The following is a 10,935-nucleotide window of genomic DNA, read 5'->3' as shown; positions in this document are numbered from 1 at the left end:
GCGCATTTTGTCGAACTCTGCTCGCAGCGCGGCATCCCGCTGTTGTTCCTGCAGAATATCACCGGCTTCATGGTCGGGCAGAAATACGAGGCCGAGGGCATCGCCCGCCACGGCGCCAAGATGGTGACCGCCGTGGCGACCACCAAAGTGCCGAAAATCACCATGATCGTCGGCGGCTCCTTCGGGGCCGGCAACTACGGCATGGCCGGGCGCGCCTATAGTCCGCGGTTCCTGTGGACCTGGCCAGGCAGCCGGGTCTCGGTGATGGGTGGCGAACAGGCCGCCGGGGTGCTGGCGACGGTGAAACGCGATGCGATCGAACGCGACGGCGGCAGCTGGTCGGCCGAGGCAGAGGCGGCGTTCCGCCAGCCGACGCTGGACATGTTCGAGCATCAGGGCCACCCGCTTTATGGCTCGGCGCGGATGTGGGACGACGGCATCGTCGACCCGCGCAAGACCCGTGACGTGCTGGCGATGTCGTTGAGTGCGTCGCTTTGCGCGCCGATTGAAGAGACCAAGTTTGGTGTGTTCCGGATGTGATGCGACACCGGGGGCGTGGCCCCCGGGCGCAGGGTCGGATGGGGGCCAGCCCCCATGCCCCCGGGATATTTCAGGCAAGAGAAAATTGGGTCGGGAGGCCGGATGATGTTCAACAAGATACTGATTGCAAACCGCGGTGAAATCGCCTGCCGGGTCATGGAAACGGCGCGCGCGATGGGGGTCAGGACCGTCGCCGTCTATTCGGATGCGGATGCCCAGGCCAAACATGTGGCGCTGGCTGACGAGGCGGTGCATATCGGCGCTGCGGCACCGGCCGAGAGCTATCTCAGGGGCGAGGTGATCATCGCCGCCGCGCTGGAAACCGGCGCCGAGGCGATCCATCCCGGCTATGGCTTCCTGTCGGAGAACCCGGATTTCGTCGAGGCGGTCGAGGCGGCGGGGCTGGTCTTCATCGGCCCCTCGGCCAAGGCGATCCGCGCCATGGGGCTCAAGGATGCCGCCAAGGCGCTGATGGAAGAGGCCGGGGTGCCGGTGGTGCCCGGCTATCACGGCAAGAACCAGGATCCCGAACATCTTGCGGGGGCGGCGGACGGCATCGGCTATCCGGTGCTGATCAAGGCGGTGGCCGGCGGCGGCGGCAAGGGCATGCGGCTGGTGGAACGCCCCGAGGATTTCATGGACGCGCTGGCCTCGGCCCGGGGCGAGGCGACCACCGCCTTCGGCAATGCCGACGTGCTGATCGAGAAATACGTCACCCATCCGCGCCATGTCGAGGTGCAGGTCTTCGGTGACGGCACCCATGCGGTGCATCTGTTCGAGCGTGACTGTTCCTTGCAGCGCCGCCACCAGAAGGTCATCGAGGAGGCCCCGGCGCCGGGGATGAGCCCTGAGGTGCGCGAGGCCATGGGGCAGGCCGGGGTGCGCGCTGCCGAGGCGATCGGCTACAAGGGGGCCGGCACGGTGGAATTCATCGTCGACGGCTCGGACGGGCTGCGCGCCGACGGTTTCTGGTTCATGGAGATGAACACCCGGTTGCAGGTCGAACACCCGGTGACCGAGGCGATCACCGGCGTCGACCTGGTCGAATGGCAGCTGCGCGTCGCCGCCGGCGAGGCCCTGCCCAAGCGCCAGGAGCAACTGGGCATCACCGGCCATGCCTTCGAGGCGCGGATCTATGCCGAGGACGTGCCCAAGGGCTTCCTGCCCGCCACCGGCACCCTGTCGCATCTGAATTTCCCCGAAGAGGCGCGCATCGACAGCGGCGTGCGCCAGGGCGACAGCATCAGCCCCTGGTACGACCCGATGATCGCCAAGCTGGTGGTGCATGGTCCGACCCGGGCGGTGGCGCTGAAACAGCTCGAGCGGGCGCTGCGCCACACCGACATCGGCGGCACGGTGACCAATATCGCCTTTCTCAGCCAGCTGTCGGCGCAGAAGGATTTTGCCGGCGGCAATGTCGATACCGGCCTGATCGAACGCCACCTCGAGGCGCTTGCAGAGGCCCCGGTGGCCGACAGCAGCATCCGCGCCTTTGCCGCGGTCAGCGCGCTGGGGCTGGTCGCCGAGGACGGTGGCCCGGTTGCCGGCGGCCTGGTGCTGTGGACGCCTCTGGTGCAGTCGATCTCGCTTGACCACAACGAGGCGCGCATCGACGCCCGGGTGACGGTTCTGGGGCAGGGGCTTTACGACGTCGATCTCGGCGAGACCAGCCACAGGGTGCATTTCGATGCCGGCACCTGGTGGGTGGACCAGACCAAGGTGCGGGCCCGGACCGCGCGCTCGGGCGATGATCTGACGGTGTTCTGGGGCAATGCCTACGGGTTCCACGTCATCGACCCCTTGGTGCGCGAAGAGCAGGCCGGCGCGGCCGGCAACCTGATCGCGGCGCCGATGCCGGGACAGGTCAAGGCGGTCTTTGCCGAGGCCGGCCAGGAGGTGAAGGAAGGCGACAAGCTGGCCATTCTGGAAGCCATGAAGATGGAGCATTCGTTGCTGGCGGCGCGCGACGGCGTGGTCGCCGAGGTGCTGGCCCATGCCGGCGACCAGGTCCAGGACGGGGCGCCGCTGATCCGGCTCGAGGACGAGGCTGACGAGGCGGCGGCATGATCCTTCTGCACCATATCCCGTTTTCGCGTTCGTTCCGCATCCTGTGGCTGCTCGAGGAAATGGGACTGCGTGCCGATCTCAGGCATTATTCGATCACCGACGGCTCGCTCAGGGCCGCCGAGTTCAAGTCGATCTCGCCGGTGGGGCGGGTGCCGGCGCTGGAGATCGACGGCATCACCATCTTCGAAAGCCAGGCGATCGTCGAATACCTGACCGAGACCCGGCCGCTGCACGGGCTGGGCCGGCTGCCGGGCGATGCCGAGCGGGTGCCCTATCTGGAGTGGCTGGGCTTTGCCGAGACCCAGGCCAGCATTCTGGCCAGCCTCAACATGCAGCACCTGTTCATGGGCGATCCGACCCCGGCCTCGCCGGTGGTGCTGAAGCTCGAGGCGGCGCGGCTGGCAGCGACGCTGAAGGCGCTGGAGCATGTGCTTGGGCAGCGCGACTGGCTGTTGGAAAGCGGCTTTTCCGCCGCCGACGCGATGATGGGGTTCAACCTTTTTGCCGCGCCCTATTACGTGCGCATGGACCGCTTTCCCAACGTGCGGGCCTATATGGCGCGGATCGAGGCGCGGCCCGCCTATCAGGAGGCGCGGGCGCTGGACGGACCACAGGAGTTCTACAAGAAGGACTTCTACGACGTGCCGGGGGCCTAGGCGATGAAACTGGTTCTCCATCACGCGCATGAGGCGCGCTCGGTCCGGGTGCTGTGGCTGCTCGAGGAACTGGGGCTGGACTATGAGCTGCGGGTGCACGACTTTTTCGACAAGTCGCTGCGCAGCCCGGAATACCTGGCGATCAACCCGGCGGCGCGAGTGCCGGCGCTCGAGGTGGATGGCGCGGTGATGTGCGAAAGCGGCGCGATGATCGAGTATCTCTGCGAGCGCTGCCCCGAGGCCGGGCTGGGGCGCTCGGCCGGGGACCCCGAACGCATGGCCTGGCTGGACATGCTGCATTATGCCGAGACCGTGGGCCAGCATCTGGCCAATCTCACCCAGTCGCATATCGTGCTTTACGAGCCGGCGATGCGCTCGCCGACGCAGATCAGCCTCGAGACCCGGCGGCTGGCCAAGGTGCTGGGGCGGCTCGAGCTGATCCTCGGCGACGGGCGCGACTATCTGATGGCGCGCGGCTTCAGCGGCGTCGATTGCGCCATGGGCTATGGCATCGACGTGGCGACGCGGTTCCTGCGTTTAGACGCAATGCCGCATCTGCTGTCCTATCTTGAAAGGCTGCGGGCGCGCCCTGCCTGGCAACAGGCGCAGCCCCCAAAGGGCGCGCCACGGATTTATCGCAAAGCGTTCTACGAGGTGCCGGATGGCTGAGTATGTCGAGATTTTCGAAATGGGCCCCCGCGACGGGCTGCAGAATGAAAAGCGCCTGATCCCGACGGCGGAAAAGATCGCGCTGGTCGACTGCCTCGGACGCGCCGGCTTCCGCCGGATCGAGGTCGCCAGTTTCGTCAGCCCCAAATGGGTGCCGCAGATGGCGGATTCCGCCGATGTGCTGGCCGGGATCACCCGCGTCGCGGGCGTGTCCTATGCCGCGCTGACCCCGAACATGAAGGGGTTCGACGGGGCGATGGCGGCAGGGGCCGACGAGATCGCCATTTTCGGCTCCGCCTCGGAAGGGTTCTCCAAGGCCAATATCAACGCCAGCATCGCCGAGTCTCTGGCCCGGTTCGCGCCGGTGGCCGAGGCGGCGAAATCGGCCGGCATCCCGGTGCGGGGCTATGTCTCCTGCGTCACCGACTGCCCCTATGACGGATCGACGCCGCCGGCCAAGGTGGCCGAGGTGGCGGCGGCCCTGCTGGCGATGGGATGCTACGAGATCTCGCTCGGCGACACCATCGGTCAGGGCCGGCCCGAGACCATCTCGGATATGCTGGACGCGGTGCTGCAAGAGGTGCCGGCGGACAGGCTGGCGGGGCACTATCATGACACGGCCGGACGGGCGCTGGCCAATATCGAGGCCTCGCTCGAGCGCGGATTGCGGGTGTTCGACGCTGCGGTCGGTGGCCTTGGCGGCTGCCCCTATGCGCCCGGGGCCAAGGGCAATGTCGCCACCGAGGCGGTGAATGCGCGGCTGATCGCGCTGGGGTATGAAACCGGGCTTGATGCCGGGGTGCTTGACGAAGCGGCAGAGATGGCGCGCGCGATGCGCCAGGCACAGGGCTGAAAGGAGTGGCTATGTTTGAAACGATCAAGGTGGACATCGACGCGCGTGGCGTGGCGACGCTGGCGCTGAACCGGCCCGAGAAACACAACGCCATGTCGGGCGAGATGCTGCGCGAGCTGAAACAGGCCGCCGCCGACCTCGGCGCCGACGATGCGGTGCGCGTGGTGGTGCTGACCGGCGAGGGCAAGAGCTTCTGCGCCGGCGGCGATCTGGGCTGGATGAAGGCCCAGCAGGGCATGGACCCGGCGACCCGCGCTGGCGAGGCGCGCATTCTGGCCGAGATGCTGCAAGCGCTGAACACCCTGCCCAAGCCGCTGATCGGCCGGGTTCAGGGCAACACCTTCGGCGGCGGCGTCGGCATGGCCTGCGTCTGCGACGTGGCGGTCGGTGTCGAGGGGCTGACCATGGGGCTGACCGAGACCCGCCTGGGGCTGATCCCGGCCACCATCGGCCCCTATGTGGTGGCCCGCATGGGCGAGGCGCGGGCGCGCCGGGTGTTCATGTCGGCGCGGCTGTTCGATGCCGCCGAGGCGGTGGAACTGGACATTCTGGCCAAGGCGGTGCCCGCCGAAGAGCTGGATGCGGCCATCGAGTCCGAGATCCTGCCCTATCTGAGCTGCGCGCCGGGGGCCGTGGCCTCGGCCAAGGCACTGGTGCGCACCCTTGGCCCGCGCATCGACGATGCGGTGATCGACCACACCATCGCCGCCCTCGTGGCCCGCTGGGAAAGCCCGGAATCGGTCGAGGGAATCGCGGCCTTCTTCGAGCGGCGCAAACCCTCGTGGGGCGGCAGCTGACCGCGAGGCGGGGCAGGATGGGCGCTGCGGGCCTTCCCGCGACGGGCTTTTGCCCGGCAAAGCGGGCGGTTCGCGGGGTGGCTGCCAAGTAAATTGTCGCAGTCCTGCTCCGAAAGGTCGCGGCGTGCAGGCCCCGGCCAAAAAGATGCCTCTCGGCTGCATCAAATTCGGTGTCGGAGAATCGATGCGCTGCGTGCGGGAAAGCCTTTAAAAGCAGGGGGCGCATCGGCTGACTTATTGACGCAGCCCGGCCGGAAAGCCCTGTATACCTTTGTATGCAGGTTAAAAAAACATTACATATCGCTTATTGAATGTTGTGGGCATTGGTTGACCCTGCCAAGGGGCAGGGGTAAACCCCCCTTAGTCAAAACAGCCATCTGACTGCACGTCATTTGACCCGTGCATGAAAGGAGCCACCCCGTGGAAGAGATGCTGAGGGAATACCTTCCCATTCTCGTCTTTCTGGCCATCGCTATCGCACTTGGCCTCGTCCTGATCCTCGCAGCTGTTGTCCTGGCCGTCCGAAACCCCGACCCCGAAAAGGTGAGCGCTTACGAGTGCGGTTTCAATGCCTTCGACGACGCGCGCATGAAATTCGATGTCCGGTTCTACCTCGTGTCGATCCTGTTCATCATTTTCGACCTTGAGATTGCCATGCTCTTTCCCTGGGCGGTGGGTTTCAAGGACATCAGCATGGTCGGCTTCTGGTCGATGATGGTGTTCCTTGCCGTGCTGACCATCGGATTTGCCTATGAGTGGAAGAAGGGAGCCCTGGAATGGGAGTGATGACCGGGGCGAACACGGTGTCCGGGACTGACAAGGAAGCTGTCACCCAGGCGCTGAATGCCGAGTTGCAGGACAAGGGTTTCCTGCTGACCTCGACCGAGGACATGATCAACTGGGCCCGCACCGGCTCGTTGCACTGGATGACCTTCGGCCTGGCCTGCTGTGCGGTCGAGATGATCCATACCTCGATGCCGCGCTATGACCTCGAGCGCTACGGCACCGCGCCGCGCGCCTCTCCGCGCCAGTCCGACCTGATGATCGTCGCCGGCACGCTGACCAACAAGATGGCCCCGGCGCTGCGCAAGGTCTATGACCAGATGCCCGAGCCGCGCTATGTGCTGTCGATGGGCTCCTGTGCCAATGGCGGCGGCTACTACCACTATTCCTACAGCGTCGTGCGCGGCTGCGACCGGATCGTGCCGGTCGACGTCTACGTACCCGGCTGCCCGCCGACCGCCGAAGCGCTGCTTTATGGCATCCTGCAACTGCACCGCAAGATCCGCCGCACGGGGACGATTGAAAGATGAGTGAAGCACTGAAAGAACTGGGCGCTCACCTCGAGTTCAAGCGCACCGATTGCGTTCTGGGCTGGGAAGTGGCTCATGGCGAGCTGAATGTCGACGTGACCCCGGCCAATATCGCCGGCTTCGTAGAATTCCTGCGGTCGGACCCGAACTGCAAGTTTTCCACCCTGGTCGATGTTACCGCCGTGGACTACCCCGAGCGCGCCAAGCGTTTCACCGTGGTCTATCACCTGCTGTCGATGTACCAGAACCAGCGCATCCGCCTGCGGGTCAGCCTGCGCGAGGATGAAATGGTGCCGTCGATCACCGGCGTCCATCCCTGCGCCAACTGGTTCGAGCGCGAGACCTTCGACATGTTCGGCATCGTCTTCACCGACCACCCGGACCTGCGCCGCCTGCTGACCGACTACGGTTTCCGCGGTCACCCGCTGCGCAAGGATTTCCCGACCACGGGCTACACCGAAGTGCGTTACGACGAAGTCGAGAAACGCGTCGTCTACGAGCCGGTGAAACTGACCCAGGATTACCGCCAGTTTGACTTCATGAGCCCCTGGGAAGGGGCTGAGTACATCCTTCCGGGTGACGAGAAAGAGGGGGCGAAGTGATGGACGGCTCCAGATATAACGACGGCAGCACGGACGCGCTGGTCGGCGAACAGAAAATCCGCAACTTCAACATCAACTTCGGTCCGCAGCACCCGGCGGCGCACGGCGTGCTGCGTCTGGTGCTCGAGCTTGACGGCGAGATCGTCGAGCGCTGCGACCCGCATGTCGGCCTGCTGCATCGCGGCACCGAAAAGCTGATGGAGAGCCGCACCTACCTGCAGAACCTGCCCTATCTGGACCGCCTCGACTACGTGGCGCCGATGAACCAGGAACACGCATGGTGCCTGGCGATCGAAAAGCTGACCGGCACCGAGGTGCCGCGCCGCGCGCAGCTGATCCGGGTGCTCTACTGCGAGATCGGCCGGGTGCTGAACCACATCATGAACGTCTGTTCGCAGGCCATGGACGTGGGCGCGCTGACCCCCAACCTCTGGGGTTTCGAAGAGCGCGAAAAGCTGATGATCTTCTATGAACGGGCCTGTGGCGCGCGTCTGCACGCGAACTATTTCCGCCCCGGCGGCGTGCATCAGGATCTGCCCGATGCGCTGCTCGACGACATCGAGGAATGGGCGATCGGCTTCCCCGGCATCCTCGACGACATCGAAGGTCTTCTGACCGAGAACCGGATCTTCAAGCAGCGCAACGTGGGCATCGCCGTCGTCGACGTCGATACCGCCCTGCAGCACGGCTATTCCGGCGTCATGGCGCGTTCGGCCGGCCTGGCCTGGGACCTGCGCCGCGCGCAGCCCTATGAATGCTATGACGAGTTCGAGTTCCAGATCCCGGTCGGCAAGAACGGCGACTGCTATGACCGCTACCTGATGCGGGTCGCGGAAATGCGGGAATCGACCAAGATCATCCGCCAGGCGATCGTCAAGCTGCGCGAAGCCACCGGCGACGTGCTGGCGCGCGGCAAGCTGACCCCGCCCAAGCGCGACGACATGAAGACCAACATGGAAAGCCTGATCCACCACTTCAAGCTTTACACCGAAGGTTTCCACGTGCCCGCCGGCGAAGTCTATGCCGCCGTCGAAGCGCCCAAGGGCGAGTTCGGCGTCTACATGGTGGCCGATGGCTCCAACCGTCCGTATCGCGCGAAACTGCGGGCGCCGGGCTATCTGCACCTGCAATCGCTGGACCATATTTCGACGGGCCACCAGCTGGCCGACATCGCGGCCATCATCGGCACAATCGACATCGTTTTTGGGGAGATTGACCGCTAATGCTTCGTCGTCTTCATAGCGAACAACCCGAGAGTTTCGCATTCACCGAGGCCAACCTGGCCTGGGCCAAGGGCCAGATCAGCAAATACCCCGAGGGCCGTCAGGCCTCGGCGGTGATCCCGCTGCTGTGGCGCGCCCAGGAGCAGGAAGGCTGGGTCAGCAAACCCGCCATCGAGACCATCGCCGACATGCTCGGCATGGCCTATATCCGGGTGCTCGAGGTCTGTTCCTTCTATTTCATGTTCCAGATGCAGCCGGTCGGCTCGGTGGCGCATATCCAGATCTGCGGCACCCTGTCCTGCATGATCTGCGGCGCCGAAGACCTGATCGCGGTCTGCAAGGAAAAGATCGCCGACAAGCCGCATACCCTGTCGGCGGACGGCAAGTTCTCCTGGGAAGAGGTCGAATGCCTCGGCGCCTGCACCAATGCGCCGATGGCGCAGATCGGCAAGGACTATTACGAGGACATGACCGCCGAAGGCTTTGCACAGCTGCTCGACGATCTCGCCGCCGGCAAGGTTCCGGCACCGGGTCCGATGAACGGCCGCTTTGCTTCCGAGCCGCTGTCGGGTCTGACCTCGCTCAAGGAATATGAAAGCGGCAAGACCAAGTACAACGCCTCGGCGCAGCTGGCGACCGACATCGGCGACACGGTGAAACGCATCGACGGCACCGAAGTGCCGCTGCGCACCCCCTGGATCGGCGCCGACGGCACCGTCGCCGGCCGCGATCCGTCCAAGCCGCAACCGCCGGCCGCGCCGGAAGCCGCGAAACCGGCTGCCAAACAGGCGGAAGAGGCCAAGAAGGCCGAGGCGCCCAAGCCGGCACCCGCCGCCGCCGCACCGGCGGCCGAAGAGGCGGTCGAAGAGGTTGCCGAACAGGCGCCCGAGATCCTCGGGGCGGCCCGCGAGGGCGGCGCCGACGATCTCAAGAAGATCAAGGGGGTCGGACCCAAGCTCGAGCAGACGCTGAACGAGCTGGGCTTCTACCACTTCGACCAGATCGCCGCCTGGACCAAGGAACAGATCGCCTGGGTCGACAACCGCCTGACCTTCAAGGGACGCATCGAGCGTGATGGCTGGATCGAGCAGGCCGGGAAGCTGGCGGCAGGCGAAGAAACCGAGTTTTCCAAGAAGGTCGCCAAAGGCGGCGTCTACGAGGACTAAGGGATGACCGGGGGGCTGACAGAACAGCAGCAGGCACGCAAGGGGCGCATCGTCGCCCTTGTGATCGCCGGCACCATGCTGCTCTGGATCGCCGCCCAGTTCGTGGGCAGGGCTGCGGGCCTGCCGGGGCGCTATGCGCTGCTGTTCGATTTCGCCGCGATCGCGGCGTTGATCTGGGCGCTGGTGAACATTTTTCAGATCTGGCGCGGGCGCCAGGGAACGCAAGGGTAACAGGATGCTCAAGGATCAGGACCGTATCTTTACCAACCTCTACGGCATGCACGAGCGCACGCTCGCGGGCGCAAAGGCGCGCGGCCATTGGGACGGCACGGCAAAGATTATCCAGAACGGACGTGACTGGATCATCGACCAGATGAAGGCATCGGGCCTGCGCGGCCGGGGCGGGGCGGGCTTCCCGACCGGTCTCAAATGGTCCTTCATGCCCAAGGAAAGCGATGGTCGCCCGGCCTATCTGGTGATCAACGCCGATGAATCCGAGCCCGGCACCTGCAAGGACCGCGAGATCATGCGTCATGATCCGCACACCCTGATCGAGGGCGCGCTGATCGCTTCGTTCGCGATGAACGCGCATACCTGCTACATCTACATTCGCGGTGAATACATCCGCGAGCGTGAAGCCCTGCAGAACGCCATCGACGAAGCCTATGACGCCGGTCTTCTGGGCCGCAACGCCGCCGGCTCGGGCTGGGATTTTGACCTGTTCCTGCATCACGGGGCAGGCGCCTATATCTGCGGCGAGGAAACCGCGCTGCTGGAAAGCCTCGAGGGCAAGAAGGGCATGCCGCGCATGAAGCCGCCCTTCCCGGCAGGCGCCGGCCTTTATGGCTGCCCGACCACGGTGAACAACGTCGAATCCATCGCCGTTGTGCCGACCATCCTGCGTCGCGGCCCCGAATGGTTCTCGTCCTTCGGCCGCCCGAACAACGCGGGCACCAAGATCTTCGGCATCTCGGGTCATGTGAACAACCCCTGTGTGGTCGAGGAGGCGATGTCGATTTCCTTCGAAGAGCTGATCGACAAGCATTGCG

Annotated in this window: 13 protein-coding genes; all 13 read left to right on the top strand. The window is 65.2% G+C overall.

The annotated features are described in order from the left end of the window. Positions 1-540 (top strand): carboxyl transferase domain-containing protein (locus ABZD10_RS09200; protein ID WP_372885993.1); only part of this gene is annotated, 540 nt, incomplete at its 5' end. A gap of 105 nt (positions 541-645) precedes the next feature. Next, complete coding sequence (locus ABZD10_RS09195) at positions 646-2,607, top strand: biotin carboxylase N-terminal domain-containing protein (protein ID WP_372885991.1); 1,962 nt, start codon at positions 646-648, stop codon at positions 2,605-2,607. After that, entirely contained in the window at positions 2,604-3,263 is a 660-nt protein-coding gene (locus ABZD10_RS09190) for a glutathione S-transferase family protein (RefSeq protein WP_372885990.1), read from the top strand. The genes ABZD10_RS09195 and ABZD10_RS09190 overlap by 4 nt, the downstream gene beginning before the upstream one ends. A gap of 3 nt (positions 3,264-3,266) precedes the next feature. Continuing rightward, positions 3,267-3,932 (top strand): glutathione S-transferase family protein, encoded by a 666-nt coding sequence (locus ABZD10_RS09185; protein ID WP_372885988.1) that lies wholly within the window; start codon positions 3,267-3,269, stop codon positions 3,930-3,932. After that, complete coding sequence (locus ABZD10_RS09180) at positions 3,925-4,785, top strand: hydroxymethylglutaryl-CoA lyase (protein WP_372885986.1); 861 nt, start codon at positions 3,925-3,927, stop codon at positions 4,783-4,785. The genes ABZD10_RS09185 and ABZD10_RS09180 overlap by 8 nt, the downstream gene beginning before the upstream one ends. Positions 4,786-4,796: 11 nt before the next feature. Next, positions 4,797-5,582 carry a crotonase/enoyl-CoA hydratase family protein gene (locus ABZD10_RS09175; RefSeq protein ID WP_372885985.1) on the top strand — a complete coding sequence of 262 codons (786 nt, stop codon included), beginning with the start codon at positions 4,797-4,799 and terminating at the stop codon, positions 5,580-5,582. 420 nt (positions 5,583-6,002) lie between these two features. Next, on the top strand, positions 6,003-6,368 hold the full coding sequence (locus ABZD10_RS09170) for an NADH-quinone oxidoreductase subunit A (protein WP_372885984.1): 366 nt from the start codon (positions 6,003-6,005) through the stop codon (positions 6,366-6,368). Further along, positions 6,368-6,895 (top strand): NADH-quinone oxidoreductase subunit B family protein, encoded by a 528-nt coding sequence (locus ABZD10_RS09165; RefSeq protein WP_372885982.1) that lies wholly within the window; start codon positions 6,368-6,370, stop codon positions 6,893-6,895. Before ABZD10_RS09170 ends, ABZD10_RS09165 begins: the two co-directional genes overlap by 1 nt. Further along, positions 6,892-7,497 carry an NADH-quinone oxidoreductase subunit C gene (locus ABZD10_RS09160; RefSeq protein ID WP_372885980.1) on the top strand — a complete coding sequence of 202 codons (606 nt, stop codon included), beginning with the start codon at positions 6,892-6,894 and terminating at the stop codon, positions 7,495-7,497. The genes ABZD10_RS09165 and ABZD10_RS09160 overlap by 4 nt, the downstream gene beginning before the upstream one ends. Next, positions 7,497-8,720, top strand: a complete 1,224-nt coding sequence (locus ABZD10_RS09155; RefSeq protein ID WP_372885979.1) for an NADH-quinone oxidoreductase subunit D — start codon at positions 7,497-7,499, stop codon at positions 8,718-8,720. The genes ABZD10_RS09160 and ABZD10_RS09155 overlap by 1 nt, the downstream gene beginning before the upstream one ends. Then, positions 8,720-9,886 carry an NADH-quinone oxidoreductase subunit E gene (locus ABZD10_RS09150; protein ID WP_372885977.1) on the top strand — a complete coding sequence of 389 codons (1,167 nt, stop codon included), beginning with the start codon at positions 8,720-8,722 and terminating at the stop codon, positions 9,884-9,886. The genes ABZD10_RS09155 and ABZD10_RS09150 overlap by 1 nt, the downstream gene beginning before the upstream one ends. A 3-nt stretch (positions 9,887-9,889) precedes the next feature. Beyond that, entirely contained in the window at positions 9,890-10,117 is a 228-nt protein-coding gene (locus ABZD10_RS09145; protein ID WP_372885975.1) for a DUF5337 domain-containing protein, read from the top strand. A 4-nt stretch (positions 10,118-10,121) separates the two neighbouring features. Beyond that, positions 10,122-10,935 (top strand): NADH-quinone oxidoreductase subunit NuoF (gene nuoF, locus ABZD10_RS09140; RefSeq protein WP_372885974.1); only part of this gene is annotated, 814 nt, incomplete at its 3' end.

Source organism: Shimia sp., from assembly GCF_041624275.1.
In the GTDB taxonomy this organism is placed as follows: domain Bacteria; phylum Pseudomonadota; class Alphaproteobacteria; order Rhodobacterales; family Rhodobacteraceae; genus Shimia.
Note: the sequence above shows the minus strand (reverse complement) of the source record. Positions and strands in the feature narration are given on the sequence as shown.

Coding starts and splice junctions, on each gene's coding strand:
- ABZD10_RS09175 (WP_372885985.1), top strand. CDS start 4,797: ATGTTTGAAACGATCAAGGTGGACATCGACGCGCGTGGCGTGGCGACG.
- ABZD10_RS09160 (WP_372885980.1), top strand. CDS start 6,892: ATGAGTGAAGCACTGAAAGAACTGGGCGCTCACCTCGAGTTCAAGCGC.
- ABZD10_RS09165 (WP_372885982.1), top strand. CDS start 6,368: ATGACCGGGGCGAACACGGTGTCCGGGACTGACAAGGAAGCTGTCACC.
- ABZD10_RS09180 (WP_372885986.1), top strand. CDS start 3,925: ATGGCTGAGTATGTCGAGATTTTCGAAATGGGCCCCCGCGACGGGCTG.
- ABZD10_RS09185 (WP_372885988.1), top strand. CDS start 3,267: ATGAAACTGGTTCTCCATCACGCGCATGAGGCGCGCTCGGTCCGGGTG.
- ABZD10_RS09190 (WP_372885990.1), top strand. CDS start 2,604: ATGATCCTTCTGCACCATATCCCGTTTTCGCGTTCGTTCCGCATCCTG.
- ABZD10_RS09150 (WP_372885977.1), top strand. CDS start 8,720: ATGCTTCGTCGTCTTCATAGCGAACAACCCGAGAGTTTCGCATTCACC.
- ABZD10_RS09195 (WP_372885991.1), top strand. CDS start 646: ATGTTCAACAAGATACTGATTGCAAACCGCGGTGAAATCGCCTGCCGG.
- ABZD10_RS09155 (WP_372885979.1), top strand. CDS start 7,497: ATGGACGGCTCCAGATATAACGACGGCAGCACGGACGCGCTGGTCGGC.
- ABZD10_RS09145 (WP_372885975.1), top strand. CDS start 9,890: ATGACCGGGGGGCTGACAGAACAGCAGCAGGCACGCAAGGGGCGCATC.